This is a genomic window from Pseudomonas mohnii (assembly GCF_900105115.1).
Classification (GTDB): Bacteria; Pseudomonadota; Gammaproteobacteria; order Pseudomonadales; family Pseudomonadaceae; genus Aquipseudomonas; species Aquipseudomonas mohnii.
On sequence record NZ_FNRV01000001.1, the window covers coordinates 1,869,337 to 1,887,722 of the forward strand.

Below are 18,386 nucleotides of genomic sequence, written 5' to 3' on the forward strand. Positions count from 1 at the left end.
TCGGGATCCAAATCCAGCCCAACCTGTCCAGCGAGCGCAGCGTAACGATCCTGAACCACACAAGTGACAAAAAACCGTCACTCCAGTCTGCTACGCGTCCCTCCCCTCCAGCACTTCTCCGTCCATTGTCGATAAGTGGATTGGAACTTTCCTAAAACCCAGAAGAGCGCCCTAAAGCTCATAAATCAAGGGCTTTCGCATTGAACAATGTGCTGGATTTTGCAGAGCGCATAAGTTTTTTTTGGCATAGGCATTATGAGAAATAGTTCTTAGCTCCTCCCTAGAATGTTCTTAGCTCTGTTGTTAAAAGCATGAAACGGTTTACCTATAAATGTCGTCAAATAATTGGCGACCGATAAAGAACCATCAGGAATCAGGGAGATGTACCCATGCGCCTCTTAACCCCCCTCTGCAGCGCGGTTCTGCTGGCCATGGCCTGCACTTCTCAAGCTGATGCAATGTCCATGACCGAGGCGATCCAGAGCACCATCGCGACCCATCCTGAGTTGGCGTCGCGAGTAGACAGCCGTCTGTCGGCTGATGAAGACGTCAACGTCGCCAAGGGGGGCTTTTATCCATCGGTCGACCTGAATGCCGCGTACGGGCGCGGGTACAGCGATAACACCAACACCCGGGCCCTCGGCAACCACCACACGGCAATCCTGAACTACACCCAATCGGAACTGCGCCTGCGGCAGATGCTCTTCGACGGGTTCAACACCGCCAACGAAGTCGAACGCACCAAGGGCGTGGTCAACTCCCGGGCCTATTACGCTCAGGGCACCGCCCAGGATCTGGCCCTGCGCACCATCGAGGTCTACCTCGATGTGCTCAAGCGCCGCGAACTGGTGACACTGGCCAAGAACAACCTGCAGGCGCACTTGCGGGTCAACGACCAGATCGGCCTGCGCACCCAGCGCGGTGTCGGCAGCAACGCCGACGCCGACCAGTCCAATGCTCGCCGGGCATTGGCAGAGAACAACCTCGACACCGCCGAAGTCGATCTGGCCGACGCCGAGTCGAACTTCTACAGCGTCGTGGGGCGCATGCCCGATGAGCTTGAAACACCGCCGTCGACCCGAGGCGAAGTGCCTGCATCGCTGCAGGAAGCGCAGCAGAGCATGGTGGAGAACAACCCTTACCTGAAATCCGCCCAGGCTGACGTGCAATCCGCCGAAAGCCAATACGAAGTGGCCAAGTCGCCGTTCTACCCGCGCTTCGATGCTGAAGCCGCCGTCGGAGCGAACAACAACATTGCCGGCGAAGAAGGTCATGACAACGAATGGCGCGTGGGCGTGGTGATGAACTACAACCTGTTCCGCGGCGGCAGCGACAAGGCTCGCATGGCCTCCGATGCGCACAAGATCAATCAGGCGATGGACATTCGGAACAATGCCCTGCGCCAGCTCAACGAAAACATCCACCTGGCCTGGAACGCCATGGTCAACGCCAAGAAACAGACCCCGACCGCCCGTGAATATGCCGAGACCAGTAAACGCGTGCGCGTGGCCTATCAGGATCAGTTCGGCCTTGGCCAACGCACCTTGCTCGACCTGCTCGACAGTGAAAACGAGCTTTACAACGCCAACCGCCGCTACACCGAAGTACGCTACACCGAGGAGTTTTCGATGTACCGTGTACTGGCGAACATGGGCCAGTTACTGAGCAAACAGCGGGTAGTGCTGCCCGCCGATGCAGTCGCCCGGAACGAGGTGAAAAACCAAGCTCGTCTGCCTGAACTGAAGTAGTACCTGGAGCGACCAATTTGACCAGCATGGAACCCGGCAACATCGGTGTCGATCCGCGTCTGAGCTTTGACGACCCGCTTCTGGACGGTCTATTGATCCTCTGCAAACTTCATGGCGCGACGGTCAGTCGCGCCAGCCTGAGTGCCGGGCTGCCAATGGCACACCAACGCCTGAGCCTGGACCTGCTGCCTCGTGCAGCGGCCCGGGCCGGTTTGCAGGCGCGCTTGCTGCGTCGCGAGCTTAAAGACATCTCCGCGCTCAACTTGCCCGTCCTGCTGTTGCTCGATAACGGTCGTACCGCGGTTTTGCGACGTATTGGCGATGACGGCCGGGTGCTGATTCTGCCCAGCGAAGCCGACGGCGGTGAACAATGGATCAGCCCAGAGGAACTTGAAGCGCATTATTCCGGCCAGGCCTTGTTCGCCCGACCACGGCATGAACTGGAAGACTTGCGCTCCCCCCTCGTGCCTCGTGTGCAGGCCTGGTTCCGCGACACCCTGAAGCTGTCGAAATGGCTGTACAGCGATGCCATCCTGGCGAGCTTCCTGATCAACCTGCTGGGCCTGATGGTGCCGTTGTTCGTGATGCAGACCTACGACCGCGTGGTGCCCAACCAAGCCACCTCGACGCTGTGGGTGCTGTCCATCGGCTTGCTGATCGGCACCGGTTTCGAACTGGTGTTGCGGGTGGTGCGCGCCCATCTGCTGGACACCGCCGGGAAGAAAACCGATGTGATCCTGTCGGCGACCCTGTTCGAACGCATCACCGGCATGTCGATGAAAGCGCGGCCGGCGACCATCGGTGGTTTTGCCCAGAGCATTCATGACTTCCAGGGCCTGCGGGAATTCCTCACCGCTGTCACCCTCACCAGCCTCATCGACCTGCCCTTCGTAGTGCTCATGCTGGTGGTGATCGGCCTGCTCGGTGGCTGGCTGGTGGTGATTCCGATGCTGGCGTTTCCGATCACGATCATTTTCGCCATGGTGATACAGGTGCGGCTGCGCGACACCGTGCAGAAGAGCCTCAGCCTCGGTGCCGAACGCCAGGCCCTGCTGATCGAAACCCTCGGCGGCCTGGAAACCCTCAAGGCCTGCAGCGCCGAAAGCGAGCGCCAGCACAAGTGGGAAAGCACCCATGGCGCCCTCACCCGCCTCGACAGCCATGCGCGTAACCTCTCGGCGCTGGCCACCAACGGCACGCTGTTCATCCAGCAGTTTTCCGGCATGGCGACCATCGTTGCCGGTGTCTACAGCATCATTGCCGGCAACCTCAGCGTCGGTGCACTGGTGGCCAGCTACATGCTCGGCAGCCGCGTGCTGGCGCCACTGGGCCAGATCGCCGGTTTGATCACCCGCTACCAGCAAGCGCAACTGACCATGAAAAGCACCGACGCGCTGATGTCGCTGCCACAAGAACGCGATGCCAAACAACGGCCGCTGGAGCGCACGCAGCTGCAGGGCGCGCTGGATGTCGTCGGCGTGACCTTCCACTACAACGGCCAGAACAGTGCGGCGCTGGCCAATGTCAGCTTCAGCGTCAAGCCCGGCGAGCGGATCGGCGTCATCGGCCGCAGCGGCTCGGGCAAAAGCACCCTGGCGCGACTGGTGATGGGTTTTTACGAACCGGAAGAAGGCCAGCTGTTGCTCGATGGCCTGGACTTGCGACAACTGGACGTCGCCGACCTGCGTCATCAAATCGGTTACGTCGCCCACGACCTGCCGTTATTGGCCGGTAGCCTGCGCGATAACCTTACCCTCGGCGCGCGCTACATCAGCGATTCACGCATGCTCGAAGTGGCCGAACTCACCGGTGTCACCGAACTGGCCCGGCAACACCCGCAAGGCTTCGACCGACCCGTGGGCGAGCGTGGTCAATTGCTGTCCGGTGGCCAGCGTCAGGCCGTGTTGCTGGCGAGGGCGTTGTTGCTCGACCCACCGATCCTGCTGCTCGACGAACCCACCAGCGCCATGGACAACAGCAGCGAAGACGTTTTGCGACAAAAACTCCATGGCTGTGTCCAGGGCAAAACCGTGCTGCTGGTCACCCACCGAACCTCGATGCTCAGCCTGGTGGATCGGCTGGTGGTACTGGACAACGGGCGGATCGTCGCCGACGGGCCCAAAGAAGCGGTCATCGATGCACTGCGCAAGGGCCGTGTCGGCTCTTCGGCCGTCTAGGAGCGACTCATGGCTCGTTCATCATCCGACAAGTCGCCTGCCAATTCGAAGCAGCGGGGTTACTTCGGCAGCTTCGCCAAAAGCGCCGAAAGCGAATTCATGCCGGAAACCGCCGGCGCTTCACTGCAGGACTCACCGCGCTGGTCGCGGATCACCGTATGGCTGGCGGCAGGTTTGTTAATCAGCGCGCTGGTCTGGGCCAAATTCGCGGTGCTGCAAGAAGTCACCATGGGCGAAGGCAAGGCGATTCCGTCGAGCAAGGTTCAGGTGATCCAGAACCTTGAAGGCGGCATCGTCACCGAAATCTTCGTGCGTGAAGGGCAAATGGTGAACAAGGGCGATACCTTGCTACGCCTGGATGACACGCGCTATCTGTCGAACAAGGGTGAAAGCGAGGCTGATCGCTATGCACTGACCGCACAGGTCGAACGCCTGTCGGCGGAGGCCGAAGGTCGGCCGTTCAAGCTGTCGGAGGAAGTGATCGCCAAAGCGCCCCAGGTGGCCGAAGACGAACGTTCGTTGTATGAACAACGGCAACGGCGACTGGCCAGCGAACAACGCACCCTGAGCGAACAACTTCGGCAAAAAACCCAGGAACTGGCGGAATTTCGCTCAAAACAGGGGCAATACAGCTCAAGCCTGGCACTGCTACAGCAAGAGATGAACATGTCCACGCCGCTGGTGGGCACGGGGGCGGTGTCACCGGTGGAGATCCTGCGCCTCAAACGCAGCGCGGTGGAGATTCGCGGCTCGCTGAACGCCACCACCCTGGCCATTCCCCGCGCCGAATCAGCGATCAACGAGATCAAGAGCAAGATTGACGAGTCCGAACAAACCTTCCGTTCGGAGGCCGCCAAAGAGTTGAATGAGAAACGCACCGACCTGTCGAAAATCACCGCATCGAGCATCGCCATCGACGACCGCGTGACCCGCACCACGGTAGTCTCGCCGGTTCACGGGATTATCAAAACGCTGAAGGTCAACACCATCGGCGGCGTGGTCCAGCCGGGCAGCGACATGGTGGAAATCGTGCCGCTGGAAGACAACCTGCTGATCGAGGCCAGAGTGCGGCCGCAAGACGTGGCGTTCCTGCATCCGGGCCAGAAAGCCATGGTCAAGTTCAGCGCCTACGACTACACCATCTACGGCGGCCTGAGCGCGAAGCTGGAATTGATCAGCGCCGACACCATCACCGACGACAAGGGCAACAGCTTCTATCTGATCCAGGTGCGTACCGATAAAAACCACCTGGGCGGGGATGCGAAACCGCTGTTGATCATTCCGGGGATGGTGGCGACGGTGGATATCATCACGGGTGAGAAAAGTGTGCTGGATTACCTGCTCAAACCGGTGCTGAAAGCGCGGACCGAGGCGATGCGCGAAAGGTAATCATGTCTTGAGAGCTGCGGTGATTGATCCGCCGTCTTCGCGGGCAAGCCCGCTCCCACAATGTTGTGTAGCGTTCACACGCTTTGTGTTCGACACGGTTCCCTGTGGGAGCGGGCTTGCCCGCGAAGAGGCCGGCACGAACGACGCTTATTTCGGCCCGTGATTGTTCTGGTACGTCTGCTCCCCCATCGCCGCAATCTGCCCCTCGATCAACGCTTCGAACGGCCTGAGCAACGGCTCGAACGACGTTGGTGCCTCAAGGGTTTCCAGTGCCTGGACAATCGCCTCGATCGTCGACAACGCCCCTGGCCCGGGAGCCTTGCGCAGCCGGTAGCGGGACACGCCACCCTCGGCCAGGGTCACCCTCGGCAACGCCGCCAGCAGCGGGTTGAGGTGCAATAGCTTGCGAGCCTTGCGCCAAGTGCCATCCGGGACCACCAGCAATAACGGTTCATCGGTGACGGCACAGGTTTGAATCGGCTGCGCCTCTTCGCCGGGAAACAGCAACCGCGCCCGATACCCCGGTTGATTCAACAGCACCGGCAAATCCTCAAACACCTCGCCGACCATCAGTTCGGCATTGTTCAAGCCCAACGCAGCCAGGCGCGCGGTGTTCAGCGCATGATTCACTTCACTCGGATGTTGCAGCAACAACACACGGGTGCGGCTGTCGAGGCTCGGGACCAACGGACACAAGCAATGGCTTTGCGGACGCAGGCAGCGGGGACATTGAATTCGGGACATCGCAACGTTTCCTTAAGCGGCCTGGTTGAGCTGCGCTTTGAGCAGATCGCGGAAGGTCTGGATCAGCGGCTCGCGACTGCGTCCACGGCGCACGATCATCGAGAACGGTGCCTGATAACCGAAGGTCGCCGGTAGCAACACCCGCAAGTCGCCCTTGTCCGCCCAGGCCTGGGCGTAATGCTCGGGCAAGTAACCGATGTAGGCGCCGGACAGCACCAGGATCAGCTGCGCCTCCATGCTCTCCACGGTGGCGGCGCTGTGCTTGAAGCCGTGCCGCGCCAGTTCGGCCTGGCTCCAGTAACCGCGACCGACCATGCGTTGCTGGGTGATGACCTGCTCGGGAATACGCCGCTCATTGAACAGCGGGTGCCGGGCACTGCAATACAACCAATGTTGTTCGCGGTAGAGCGGCATGTAGACCAGGCCACTCATGCGCGTGGAGAACGCACCGATGGCCAGATCGAGTCGATTGTCCTGCACGCCCAGTTGCAATTCGTAGGGGCTCATGACCGACAAGTGCAAATGCACCGCCGGGTGTTCCTGACTGTAGGCGCCAATGGCTTCGGCGAACGGCAAGGCCTTGTCACTGACCGTGGAGTCGATCACTCCCAGGTTCAGCGTGCCGCGCAACTCGCCCTTGAGCGCGGCAGCGTATTGTTCGAAGCCCTCCAGCTCGCCCAGTAACCGCAAGGTTTCCTGATGAAACAGCTCCCCCTTGCTGGTGAGGCTGAAACCGCCACGGCCGCGATGGCACAGCACCAGGCCCAGCGCGGCTTCGAGCTGGCTCATGTAAGTGCTGATGGCCGACGTCGAGAGATTGAGCTCTTGCTGGGCGTTGGCGAAGCCCTGATGACGCACCACGCTGACGAAGATGCGCAATAGTTTCAAGTCGGGTAAAGCATTGGCCACGAAGGACTCCGTTTGCAAGGCAGTGCGTGTTGCTTTTGTGGCGAGGGAGCTTGCTCCCGTTCGGTCGATCCGCCTCCGGGCGCAGCAGTCGTGAAATCTGAGGGTGCAGTGAATCAGGCCCATGGGCGTGAATGTTTTGGGGCCGCTTCGCAACCCAGCGGGAGCAAGCTCCCTCGCCACAGAATTCTGCGCGCGGCATAAAGTCTATCTCGGCCTTTGCCATTAGTTTAGAAAAATCTGAACTAAGTATTTGCGCGGAGCGATTCTTCCCCGTCACGACATTTCGCAGAATCGGCTCCCAGCGGTGCCCGTGCCTACTGTGAACGGTGTATCGACATAAATAAAACAACGACGATGAGGCCCTACCCGTGGACAAGATTCTTCACCAACCACTGGGCGGCAACGAAATGCCGCGCTTCGGCGGCATCGCCACCATGATGCGACTCCCCCACCTGAATACCGCTGCCGGTCTGGACGCTGCCTTCGTAGGCGTGCCATTGGACATTGGCACTTCCCTGCGCCCTGGCACCCGTTTCGGGCCTCGCGAAATCCGCGCTGAATCGGTCATGATTCGCCCGTACAACATGGCCACTGGCGCGGCACCGTTCGACTCGCTGTCGGTTGCCGACATCGGCGACATCGCGATCAACACCTTCAACCTGCTGGATGCCGTACGGATCATCGAAGAATCCTACGACAACATCCTTGAACACGACGTGATCCCGCTGACCCTGGGCGGTGACCACACCATCACCCTGCCGATCCTGCGCGCCATCCATAAAAAGCACGGCAAGGTCGGCCTGGTGCACATCGACGCCCACGCCGATGTGAACGATCACATGTTCGGCGAGAAAATCGCCCACGGCACCACCTTCCGTCGCGCCGTTGAAGAAGGCCTGCTGGATCCGGACCGTGTTGTGCAGATCGGTCTGCGCGCCCAGGGCTACACCGCTGACGACTTCAACTGGAGCCGCAACCAGGGCTTCCGCGTGGTTCAAGCCGAAGAGTGCTGGCACAAATCCCTGGCGCCGCTGATGGCCGAAGTTCGCGAGAAAGTCGGCGGCGGCCCGGTGTACCTGAGTTTCGACATTGACGGCATCGACCCGGCCTGGGCACCAGGGACCGGCACCCCGGAAATCGGCGGTCTGACGACCATTCAGGCCATCGAGATCGTGCGTGGCTGCCAAGGCCTCGACCTGGTCGGTTGCGATCTGGTAGAAGTCTCGCCCGCTTACGACACCACCGGCAACACCTCGCTGCTGGCCGCCAACCTGCTGTACGAGATGCTCTGCGTACTGCCTGGCGTGGTCCATCGCTGAGGATTGGTGATGAACGAACGTGATCAGGTATTGCAAGCCGCCGCCGATCTGGTGTCTGCCTTCGCTCGTAACGATCGCGAAGCCTACTTCGGTGCCTTCAGCTCTGACGCCAGCTTCGTCTTCTACACCCTCGAACAGCCCCTGCTGTCGCGCGATGCCTATCAGGCATTGTGGGACAGCTGGCGTGCCGAGGATGGTTTCGAGGTGCTGTCGTGCACCTCGAGCAACGCCTTCGTCAGCCTGCAAGGTGATGTGGCGATTTTCATCCATGACGTAGCCACCGAGCTGCGCATGCAAGGGGAGCAACATTTCAGCCAGGAGCGCGAGACAATTGTTTTCAAAAAACAAGCGTCTGGCCAAGAACAACAAGGCCTATGGCTGGCCTGCCACGAACATTTGTCCGCCATGCCGGAAGGGCTGCCACCCCCTTAGCCAAACAGGCGACGCCTCACGCACGATGAGCGCGCCTTTATGATCGGAGCAGATCATGAATAACAAAAACAACGACCAAAGCCTTACGCAAATAGAAACCCACGGGGTCGAACAGATCCCGGATAACGAACGCACCGCAGGCCCGACGGACCTGTTCCGGATGATCTTCGGTGGTTCGAATACCTTTGCTACCGCCGTACTCGGCAGCTTCCCGGTGCTGTTCGGCCTGTCTTTCCAGGCAGGCGTCTGGGCGATTGTGCTGGGCGTGTTGCTGGGTTCGCTGATCCTCGCGCCAATGGGCCTGTTCGGCCCGATCAACGGCACCAACAACGCCGTGTCTTCCGGTGCGCACTTCGGCGTGCACGGGCGGATCGTCGGTTCGTTCCTGTCGCTGTTGACCGCCATCGCCTTCTTCTCGCTTTCGGTGTGGAGTTCGGGCGATGCACTGATCGGTGGTGCCAAACGCCTGATCGGCCTTCCGGAAACCGACCTGACCCTGGGCCTGGCCTACGGTCTGTTCGCGATCCTGGTGCTCACGGTATGCATCTATGGCTTCCGCTTCCTGCTGTGGGTCAACAAGATCGCGGTGTGGAGCGCCAGCCTGCTGTTCCTGCTGGGTGTCTTCGCCTTCGCCGGTCCTTTCGATGTGAACTACGCCGGCACCGTCAACATGGGCCAGCCAGGTTTCTGGGCGGCGTTCATCGGTGCGGCACTGGTGGCCATGAGCAACCCGATTTCCTTCGGCGCGTTCCTCGGCGACTGGTCGCGCTACATCCCGCGTGAAACCTCCAAGCGCCGGATCATGGCCGCAGTGGTGATCTCGCAGATCGCGACATTCATCCCGTTCCTGTTCGGCCTGGCCACCGCCACCATCGTAGCGATCAAGGCCCCGGACTACATCGCGGCCAACAACTATGTCGGCGGCCTGCTGGCGGTCTCGCCGAGCTGGTTCTTCCTGCCGGTGTGCCTGATTGCAGTGATCGGCGGCATGTCCACCGGCACCACGTCGCTCTACGGCACCGGGCTGGACATGTCCAGCGTGTTCCCGCGGGTACTGTCACGGGTCAAGGCCACGCTGCTGATCGGTGTGATGTCGATTGCCTTCATCTTCATCGGGCGCTTCGCGGCGAACCTGGTACAGAGCGTGTCGACCTTCGCCGTGCTGATCATCACCTGCACCACCCCGTGGATGGTGATCATGATCATCGGCCTGCTGGTACGCCGCGGTTTCTACTGCCCGGATGACCTGCAAGTGTTTACCCGCGGCGAAAAAGGTGGCCGCTACTGGTTCACCCACGGCTGGAACTGGCGTGGCCTGGGTGCCTGGATCCCGAGTGCGGCCGTCGGCCTGTGCTTCGTGAACCTGCCGGGGCAATTTGTCGGGCCGCTGGGCGAAATGGCCGGCGGAATCGACATCAGCCTGCCGGTCACCCTGGGCCTGGCGTCGGTGGTGTACCTGACGTTGCTCAGCCTGTTCCCGGAATCACGGGAAGTGTTCGGCCCGCGGGATGCACGCAGCAAGGGTTCGAATTCACTCGGTAAATCGGCGGCTCGACAAGTCGCCTGATCAAACGCATTACCTTCGGCCAACGCATGACCTGTGGGAGCGGGCTTGCCCGCGATGAACGATGACGCGGTCTGTCTGACAGATCGCTGTACTCCCATCGCGGGCAAGCCACGCTCCCACAGGGATTGATGTTCCCGCAGGAATTGATTTTCGCTTCACCATAAAAAAGACAATCGGAGACACGCCATCATGGCATTGGATTTATTCGTCGTACTCATCTACGCCGCCGCGATGCTGCTTCTTGGCTACTACGGCATGCGCAAAGCCAAGACCAACGAAGACTTTTTGGTCGCAGGTCGTAACCTCGGCCCGAGCCTGTACATGGGCACCATGGCGGCTACCGTTCTCGGCGGCGCGTCCACCGTGGGCACCGTGCGTCTGGGTTACGTACATGGCATTTCCGGCTTCTGGCTGTGCGCCGCACTGGGTTGCGGGATCGTTGCGCTGAACCTGTTCCTGGCCAAACCGCTGCTGAAACTGAAGATCTACACCGTTACCCAGGTGCTGGAGAAGCGCTACAACCCGATGGCCCGCTCCGCGAGCGCGGCGATCATGCTGGCGTACGCGCTGATGATCGGCGTGACGTCGATCCTGGCCATCGGCACCGTGCTGCAAGTGTTGTTCGGCCTGCCGTTCTGGGTGTCGGTACTGCTGGGCGGTGGCGTGGTCGTGATCTACTCGGCCATTGGCGGCATGTGGTCCCTGACCCTGACCGACATTGTCCAGTTCGTGATCAAGACCGTCGGCCTGATGTTCATCCTGTTGCCAATCTGCCTGTACCGCGTGGGCGGCTGGGATGAGTTGGTGTTGAAACTGCCGGCGGCAAGCTTCAGCTTCACCACCATCGGCTGGGACACCATCATCACCTACTTCATGATCTACTTCTTCGGCATCCTGATCGGTCAGGACATCTGGCAACGGGTGTTCACCGTCAAGACCGCGAAAGTCGCTCAGGTCGCCGGTACGGCTGCCGGCATCTACTGCATCATCTACGGCCTGGCCTGCGCCCTGATCGGCATGGCGGCTCACGTACTGATCCCGGATCTGGACAACGTCAACAACGCCTTCGCCGCCATCGTCAAACTGTCCCTGCCGGACGGTATCCGTGGCCTGGTGATCGCTGCCGCCCTGGCCGCCATGATGTCCACCGCCAGCGCCGGCCTGCTCGCCGCTGCCACCACCCTGACCGAAGACCTGCTGCCAAAACTGCGCGGCGGCAAGCAGTCGAGCCTGGGCCTGAACCGCTTGGTCACAATGTTGACCGGCATCGTGGTGCTGGGTATCGCCCTGGTGGTCAACGACGTGATCAGTGCGCTGACCCTGGCATACAACCTGTTGGTAGGCGGCATGCTCATCCCGTTGATCGGCGCGATTTTCTGGAAACGCGCAACCACCGCCGGCGCCATCGCCAGCATGGGCCTGGGCTTCGCCACTGCCCTGCTGTTCATGGTCAAGGATGGTCTGGACGCCAACACCCCGATCTACTACAGCCTGGGCGTAGGCCTGGTGAGCTTCGTGGTTGTCAGCCTGATGTCCCGTCGCCCGGTGACACTGGCAAGCGCCGCCTAAGCTGAATATAACGACTTGATGCTTTCTTCGGCGGGTGTGGCGTCGGTTGCCACACCCGTTTTTTTCGTCTGAAGGAAACTGCTTATGAAAATCGTCAGCCGCGATCAGTGGTTCGAAGTCAAACAGCTCAGTGACGGCATTCGCCTGATTCACGAGCCGTACATCCGGCCCTTCTACCGCTGCAACCTCTGGCACATTCAAGGCCGTGACAAGGACCTGCTGCTGGACAGCGGCTCAGGGCTGGTCAGCCTGCGCGAGCAATTGCCGTGGATCACCGAGCGGCCATTGGTGGCGGTGGCCAGTCATTGCCATTTCGATCACATCGCCGGGCATCACGAATTTTCCGAGCGCCTGGTGCATCCCGCCGAAGCGGACATCCTCGCCGCACCGGACGGCGAAAACGACTTGAGCAGGGCGTTCGTCGGTGACGATATGTTCGAGGCGCATCCGGATTGCCCGCTTTGCTACGCCGAGTACAGCGTCAAGGCCGCGCCAGCCACGGGCTTTGTCGAAGATGGAGATGTGCTGGATCTGGGCAATCGGGTGTTGCAGGTTGTGCACACGCCAGGACACTCGCCAGGCGGCATCTGCCTGTACGAAGCGGAAACCGAGACCCTGTTCAGCGGCGATATCATCTACGACGGACCGTTGATCGAAGACGCCTACCATTCCAACCTCGATGACTACGCGCGCAGTCTGCAACGCTTGCACGCCCTGCCGATCCGCACGGTGCATGGCGGCCATTTCGACAGTTTCTCCGGAGAACATTTGCGCCACATGATTGACGAGTGGCAACGCTGCCACGGCTGAAGCCTGCTGTACTCATTTTCAGGATATTCAACGCAGGGAAAACAACGATTACGCCCTCGAAGAACCATCATGAAAAAAGCTGCCGTTCGTGCCGCGGTGCATCACTTCATCAGCCGACTGCTGGAGAGTCAGGATGACTTCGACGACAACGCCAGCCTGGCGCAGTTGGGATTGGATAAAACGGATATCGAAGAGTTGATCTTCCATCTGGAAGATGAGTTCGGCTTGACGGCGTTTACCGCCGAGGAGGACCAACTGCTCAAAACGGCCAGGACGGCCAGAGACTTGAGTCGGTTTTTGCTGGAAATCGGCAGACATTAACAATCATGATTGCCGGTTGTAACAATCCGTACGCGCCCCTGCAGGAGCAAGGTTGCTCGCGAAAACTTCCAGGCGACGCGTACTTCAAGACAATCAGCGTGATCGTTAACGTCCATCGCGAGCGGGCTCGCTCCTACAGGATTACCGGCGACGCGGTTGGCGTCGGCGTTGTTCGTCGTCCGTGCGAATTGGCACAGGTTGCAGAGGCGGTTCGATCAAACCGAGTGCGACACCCAGGTCATGCAGCCAGTTCTGAATTTTCTCTTTCATGATGCCCCCTTCAGGGTAGTGCCGAGCGGCCGGAATTCTGTAGCCCCTTCGCTCTGATAATAGTCTGAAGTGCTGTGCAATGCTCGATCAAATTGGCAATGATCTGTTACTGAATCGATCACAATTGACCAATGTCAACTCAGGCAATCGCACGCGCCTGAATCTGCGCCGACGGATAGACCGCCTGTTGCTGCTCGATCCACGCATTCAGGTTGGCCCCGACCATGCCCTTGCGCCACATCAGCCACGTGGTCGCCGTGGCAAAAGGCTCGGCCAGCGGGTGTACCGCCACGCTTTCACGGCCCGGCAGACTGGCGAGCATCGACTCCGACATCAGCGCCACCCCGGAACCGGCAATCACGCACGCAAGCATCCCCGGATAGGACTCGATCTCCATGGCCCGCCCCATCGCTGCGTGATCATGGGAAAACCACGACTCCAGGCGCATCCGGTAAGAGCAGCCCTGACGAAAGGTGAACACCGAACGCCCTTCCACATCCCGCGCGCTGAGCACCGGTGGGTGGTCGGCTTCGCTGACCAGTACCAGTTTCTCTTCGCACAACAGCACACCGTCCAATCCCGCCAGCTCCGGCGGCCCGTCCACCAGCGCCGCATCGAGCCGGCCGGTCAGCAAGCCCTCAAGCAATTCGCCACTGGGCCCGGATTGCACCTGAAGGTTCACCGCCGGGTAGGTTCGGTGATAACGCGCCAAGAGCGCCGGAAGGTGAATCGCAGCAGTGCTGTACATGGTGCCGAGCACGAAGTCGCCGGCCGGTTGCCCCCCCTGTACGGCGGCATGAGCCTCATCGTGCAAGGCAAACAACTTGGTGGTGTAGTCCAGCAGGACTTTCCCCGCGGGCGATAGCTGTAAACGCTGACGCTCGCGCAGGAACAGTTCGACCCCCAGTTGCTCTTCCAGCTGTTTAAGCCGGGTCGACAGGTTGGACGGCACCCGGTGCAGGCGTTCAGCAGCACGGGTGATGGACTCTTCCTCCGCCACAGCCTGGAAAATTCGCAATTGACTGAATTCCACGCCATTCTCCAAACAAGAACAAGTTACTCACTATTATTCATTTTTAAAGAAAGTCAATCAGTCCTAGCCTGACGGTCATTGATCTTCTGGTGGAACTCCGACCATGTCTCCCTTGATCCGCTTGCTTGCCTGTTTTGTCGCCTTGATGATGGCCATGGGCATCGGCCGTTTTGCCCTGACGCCGCAACTGCCGCATCTGCTCAGCGAAGGCCAGATCGACCTGACCGACGCCGGACTGATTGCCGCCGCCAATTACCTGGGCTATTTCGTCGGTGCTGTGGACGCGATGTTCTCTCGTCGTCCCGAGCAAGTGCGCCGCCGCCTGCTGGGCGGTCTGTGGCTGTGTGTGCTGCTGACCCTGGCGTCGTTCTGGGCCAACGGGTTCTGGTCGCATCTGTTGCTGCGCTTTGGCACCGGCGTGGCCAGCGCCTGGGTATTGGTGATGATTACTGCGCTGAGTCAGCCACTGGCGGCTGCCACCGGGCGCCCGCGGCTCGGCGCCGTGGTATTTGCCGGACCGGGTCTGGGAATTTTTCTGACCGGGGTGCTGGCCTTGGTCGCGAACCTCTTGGGCCAGACGTCTGCCACGTTGTGGCTGGTGTATGCCGCCGTCGCCCTGTTGATGTTGTTGGGGGTTCTGCGATTTCTGCCCCGGCCCACCGCGACCGCACCTGCCACTGCCACTGCCAGCGTCGCAAGCTCATCCCATCGAGGCATCGGCCGTTTGGGCGTGGTCTATGGACTGTACGGCCTGGGCTACATCATCCCGGCCACTTTTCTGTCGCAAATGGCCAACGCGCAGTTCCACGGGCATTGGCAGGCCGATCTGTTCTGGCCGTGCTTCGGCCTGGCAGCGGCGATTGGCGTGGTGTTGGTGAGTCTGCGTCGACAAGCGGCCAATACCACGCGTCAATGGCTGACGCTGACCTTATGGATGCAAGCCGCCGGGGTCTTCGCTTGCCTGCTGGGCAATGGTCCGGGGCTCGTGCTGGGAGTGATCTTGTGTGGCACACCATTCCTGGCCTGCATGCAGTTGGTGATGCAACGTTCACGGGAGCTGGCGCCCCACGCCAGCCAACGCAACGCCGGGCTGCTGACCGCCTGCTTTGCCGTGGGCCAGCTCAGCGGGCCGTTGCTGGCAGCATTGAGCAGCCATTTCAGCGGTGGCTTGCAACCTGCGCTGGTGATCGCCGGCAGCGGTTTGCTGCTGGCCGGCGGATTGCTCTTGAGTCCGGTCAACGCTGCCCGAGCGCTTTGCGCAAACGGCGACGCACCCACTGCTCAGCGCTGACAAACGTGATGCCCAGCAGCACCAGCACGGCCCCGATGACAAAGTTGAGGCTGAGTTTTTCTCCCAGCAGCACCACGCCGAACGTGACGCCGAACAACGGCGTCATGAACGAAAAGACCGCCAGGTTCGCCGCCAGATACCGGCGCAACAGCCAGAACCAGGTCAGATAGCTGAAGAACGACACCACCAGGCCTTGAAACAACACGCTGGCCACCGCCACGGTGGTCAAGCTGACGTGGGTGATCTGACCGCTGAGGAGCGCGATCAACAGCAGCCCGACGAAGCCGACGATCAACTGATAAAACAAGGTCAGGGTCACCGGCGCTTCCGACAATCGCGAAGCACGCACCACCACCGTGGTGGCCCCCCAGGCGGCACCGGCCAATACCCCCAGCGCATCGCCCATCAGCATGCGGTGATCAAGGTTGGCCCAGGACACGCCACCGGCAAACGCAACGGCAATGCCGACGAAGGCGAGGAAGATTCCCAACCATTGCACCGGCCTCAAGCGCTCGCTCGGCAACAACCAATGCACACCCAACGCGGTAAAAATCGGCGCGGTATAGAGGAACACCGACATATGGGCCGCCGTGGTCAGTTGCAGGCCTTCGGAGATGAAGAAAAACTCCAGGCCAAACAGAGCCCCGGCCAACAAGCCGCCGCGCCAGGTGGTGCCGACTTGATCCCAGCCGCCCTTCCAGCAGATCAACAACCCGACGAGCAACGCGGACATGCCCGAACGCCCCGCTGCCTGCATGACCGGTGCGATGTCAGGTGCCGCCCACTTGATCATCACCTGTTGAACGCCCCAGATCAGGCACAACCCCAGCATCACTTGCAGGGCAAATCCATCGGCGCTACGCCGGGCGACGCTCACCGCAAGACCTCAAGAACAACACACAACATGGCAGTGACTCGACAGTAAAAGCAAAGCCCCGAGCGGCTTGTCGAACAAGCGGCGTCGGGGCGAAAAATTATGCTGTCGATTATTAACCAGACGGCCAGAAATTTCCGCCTGATAGAGACCTTTAAATTCCCGCTTGCGTCATGCCGCCGTGACCAGCGGGAGAGATCGCTGCACCTGCTCACGCTTGGCCAACACGAAGAACAGTGCGCCACCGAGGAAACAACCGGTGAACCAGGCAAAGTTGGCCATCGGTTGCAGGAACGGGGTGAAAGTGATCGCCACGCCCATCAACGTCGCCGGAATCAGTGCCTTGACCGCCGTCCAGTTAACCCCGCCGCTGTAGTAATAGCGCCCGCTCGGGCCATCGTTGAACAGCGCATCAACGTCGATCTGCTGTTTTTTGATCAGGTAGAAATCCACCAACAGAATCCCGAACAACGGGCCAATGAACGCCGCCAGCACATCGAGGGTGTAGTGAATCACTTCGGGGTTATTGAACAAATTCCACGGGGTGATGAAGATCGACGCCACGGCCGCGATCATGCCGCCGGCACGCCAACTGATTTTACTCGGGGCGATGTTGGCGAAATCGAATGCCGGGGACACGAAGTTGGCGACGATGTTGATGCCGACGGTGGCGGTGACGAAGGCAAACGCGCCCAGCAGCACGGCCACGCTGTTGTCGATCCGCGCCACGGTGGCAATCGGGTCGTGAAGCATTTCACCGAAGACAGGCAAGGTGCCGGAGACAATCACCACGGTCACCAGGGAGAACGCCAGAAAATTCACTGGCAGTCCCCAGAAATTTCCGCGACGCACGTCCTGCATACTCCGGCAGTAGCGACTGAAATCGCCGAAATTCAAGGTCGGCCCGGAAAAGTACGACACCACCAGGGCCATGGCCACGATCACTTGTCCGAACGCTTCCCAACCCGACAGGGACTTTTCCGCGAGGGTGAAACTGATGTTGCTCCAACCGGCCTGCCAGACAATCCACCCGGCGAGCATGAACATCACGCCGTACACCACCGGGCCAGCCCAATCGATAAAACGGCGGATCGACTCCATGCCTGCCCAGAACACCAACGCCTGAACGAACCACAGGCTGAGGAAACCGAACCAGCCGAGGTAGGACAAACCGGCAAAATGTGGTTCTGCGTAGGTCGCCATCGAAGGAAAGAAGCGCAACACCACAATGATCAACGCGCTGGACGCGAGGTACGTCTGAATCCCGTACCAGGCCACCGCGATCAACCCGCGAATGACCGCCGGAATGTTCGCCCCGAACACCCCGAACGCCAACCGGCAGATCACCGGATACGGCACTGCCGCTTGCTGACTCGGCCTGGCCACCAGGTTGGCGATCAACTGCACAATGCAAATTCCGCCCAGCAAGGCAATCAACACCTGCCAACTGGCCAGCCCCAGCGCGAACAGGCTGGCGGCGAATACATAACCGCCGACGCTGTGCACATCACTCATCCAGAAGGCGAAAATGTTGTACCAATTCCATTTCTGCGGCAGCGGTCCCAGGTCCTGGTTGTACAAGCGCGGGCTGTAGCCGTTGGGCGTTTGCTCGGTCATTGCGAAGCTCCTCGTAAACACTCCCGACGTGATGCCAACATCACACTGCGTACGGGAGCTGTCATTGTTTGTATACGAGTTGCTACGCAGAATGCGTGCCATAAACGATAAAGGTGTGACGAATCGCGGTTCTAGCGGTGTTTTATGCAGGCAGATAAACGGCATTTTTTGCTCAGAGATGCCCATGAACAGGGCACTGCCGCCTGCAAACGGTGCACATGTCATGTATACAGAGAGGAATAGCCGACTGCTGCTCAGTCAATCGTGAACGGGCCAATTCCCACTCTTGGACTGTTGCGCAGGCTCAAAGGGGGGA

General features: G+C 60.3%; 16 protein-coding genes. 10 read left to right on the top strand and 6 right to left on the bottom strand.

Translation table 11 applies throughout. The features are described from left to right. Positions 1 to 389 precede the first annotated feature (389 nt). Genes BLV61_RS08775 through BLV61_RS08785 form a run of 3 tightly spaced genes read left to right on the top strand, consistent with a single transcriptional unit; the run spans position 390 to position 5,314 of the window. Positions 390 to 1,748 carry a TolC family outer membrane protein gene (locus tag BLV61_RS08775; protein WP_047532123.1) on the top strand — a complete coding sequence of 453 codons (1,359 nt, stop codon included), beginning with the start codon at positions 390 to 392 and terminating at the stop codon, positions 1,746 to 1,748. Between the two features lie 17 nt (positions 1,749 to 1,765). After that, positions 1,766 to 3,925, top strand: coding sequence for a type I secretion system permease/ATPase (locus BLV61_RS08780; protein ID WP_090464258.1), 2,160 nt, complete (start codon positions 1,766 to 1,768; stop codon positions 3,923 to 3,925). Positions 3,926 to 3,934: 9 nt separating this feature from the next. Then, positions 3,935 to 5,314 carry an HlyD family type I secretion periplasmic adaptor subunit gene (locus tag BLV61_RS08785; RefSeq protein ID WP_090464261.1) on the top strand — a complete coding sequence of 460 codons (1,380 nt, stop codon included), beginning with the start codon at positions 3,935 to 3,937 and terminating at the stop codon, positions 5,312 to 5,314. Positions 5,315 to 5,461: 147 nt separating this feature from the next. Here the strand turns inward: BLV61_RS08785 and BLV61_RS08790 are convergent, their stop codons facing one another. Continuing rightward, positions 5,462 to 6,058 carry a tRNA-uridine aminocarboxypropyltransferase gene (locus BLV61_RS08790; RefSeq protein WP_090464264.1) on the bottom strand — a complete coding sequence of 199 codons (597 nt, stop codon included), beginning with the start codon at positions 6,056 to 6,058 and terminating at the stop codon, positions 5,462 to 5,464. Positions 6,059 to 6,070: 12 nt separating this feature from the next. Beyond that, the gene (locus tag BLV61_RS08795) at positions 6,071 to 6,967 is read right to left on the bottom strand and encodes a LysR family transcriptional regulator (protein ID WP_047532131.1); all 897 of its coding nucleotides are present in this window, start codon (positions 6,965 to 6,967) and stop codon (positions 6,071 to 6,073) included. A gap of 368 nt (positions 6,968 to 7,335) precedes the next feature. Between BLV61_RS08795 and speB the strand changes: the two genes are divergently transcribed. From speB to BLV61_RS08825, 6 genes are all read left to right on the top strand, one after another. Further along, positions 7,336 to 8,286, top strand: a complete 951-nt coding sequence (gene speB, locus BLV61_RS08800) for an agmatinase (RefSeq protein WP_047532133.1) — start codon at positions 7,336 to 7,338, stop codon at positions 8,284 to 8,286. A gap of 9 nt (positions 8,287 to 8,295) precedes the next feature. Beyond that, a complete protein-coding gene (locus BLV61_RS08805) occupies positions 8,296 to 8,718 on the top strand; it encodes a YybH family protein (RefSeq protein WP_047532135.1) in 423 nt (140 codons plus the stop codon). Between the two features lie 55 nt (positions 8,719 to 8,773). Beyond that, the gene (locus BLV61_RS08810) at positions 8,774 to 10,285 is read left to right on the top strand and encodes a purine-cytosine permease family protein (protein ID WP_090464267.1); all 1,512 of its coding nucleotides are present in this window, start codon (positions 8,774 to 8,776) and stop codon (positions 10,283 to 10,285) included. 189 nt (positions 10,286 to 10,474) lie between these two features. After that, positions 10,475 to 11,854, top strand: coding sequence for a sodium:solute symporter family protein (locus tag BLV61_RS08815; RefSeq protein WP_047532139.1), 1,380 nt, complete (start codon positions 10,475 to 10,477; stop codon positions 11,852 to 11,854). An 84-nt stretch (positions 11,855 to 11,938) separates the two neighbouring features. Beyond that, on the top strand, positions 11,939 to 12,664 hold the full coding sequence (locus BLV61_RS08820; RefSeq protein WP_090464271.1) for an MBL fold metallo-hydrolase: 726 nt from the start codon (positions 11,939 to 11,941) through the stop codon (positions 12,662 to 12,664). A gap of 69 nt (positions 12,665 to 12,733) precedes the next feature. Then, positions 12,734 to 12,985: a phosphopantetheine-containing protein gene (locus BLV61_RS08825; protein WP_047532144.1), complete on the top strand. Its 252-nt coding sequence runs from the start codon at positions 12,734 to 12,736 to the stop codon at positions 12,983 to 12,985. Between the two features lie 141 nt (positions 12,986 to 13,126). Here the strand turns inward: BLV61_RS08825 and BLV61_RS31865 are convergent, their stop codons facing one another. Together BLV61_RS31865 and ptrR are read right to left on the bottom strand one after the other, a co-directional pair. Beyond that, complete coding sequence (locus BLV61_RS31865; RefSeq protein WP_003184145.1) at positions 13,127 to 13,255, bottom strand: PA1414 family protein; 129 nt, start codon at positions 13,253 to 13,255, stop codon at positions 13,127 to 13,129. A 139-nt stretch (positions 13,256 to 13,394) separates the two neighbouring features. Continuing rightward, complete coding sequence (ptrR, locus tag BLV61_RS08830; RefSeq protein WP_047532146.1) at positions 13,395 to 14,288, bottom strand: putrescine utilization regulator PtrR; 894 nt, start codon at positions 14,286 to 14,288, stop codon at positions 13,395 to 13,397. Between the two features lie 103 nt (positions 14,289 to 14,391). Here ptrR and BLV61_RS08835 point away from each other — a divergent pair, with 103 nt between their 5' ends. Further along, positions 14,392 to 15,579, top strand: a complete 1,188-nt coding sequence (locus BLV61_RS08835) for an MFS transporter (RefSeq protein WP_090464274.1) — start codon at positions 14,392 to 14,394, stop codon at positions 15,577 to 15,579. Here the strand turns inward: BLV61_RS08835 and BLV61_RS08840 are convergent. Together BLV61_RS08840 and BLV61_RS08845 are read right to left on the bottom strand one after the other, a co-directional pair. Continuing rightward, positions 15,524 to 16,456: a DMT family transporter gene (locus BLV61_RS08840; RefSeq protein WP_047532149.1), complete on the bottom strand. Its 933-nt coding sequence runs from the start codon at positions 16,454 to 16,456 to the stop codon at positions 15,524 to 15,526. The two genes, BLV61_RS08835 and BLV61_RS08840, sit on opposite strands and share 56 nt — an antisense overlap. Before the next feature lie 168 nt (positions 16,457 to 16,624). Beyond that, the gene (locus tag BLV61_RS08845; RefSeq protein WP_090464277.1) at positions 16,625 to 18,070 is read right to left on the bottom strand and encodes an NCS1 family nucleobase:cation symporter-1; all 1,446 of its coding nucleotides are present in this window, start codon (positions 18,068 to 18,070) and stop codon (positions 16,625 to 16,627) included. Between the last annotated feature and the right edge of the window lie 316 nt (positions 18,071 to 18,386).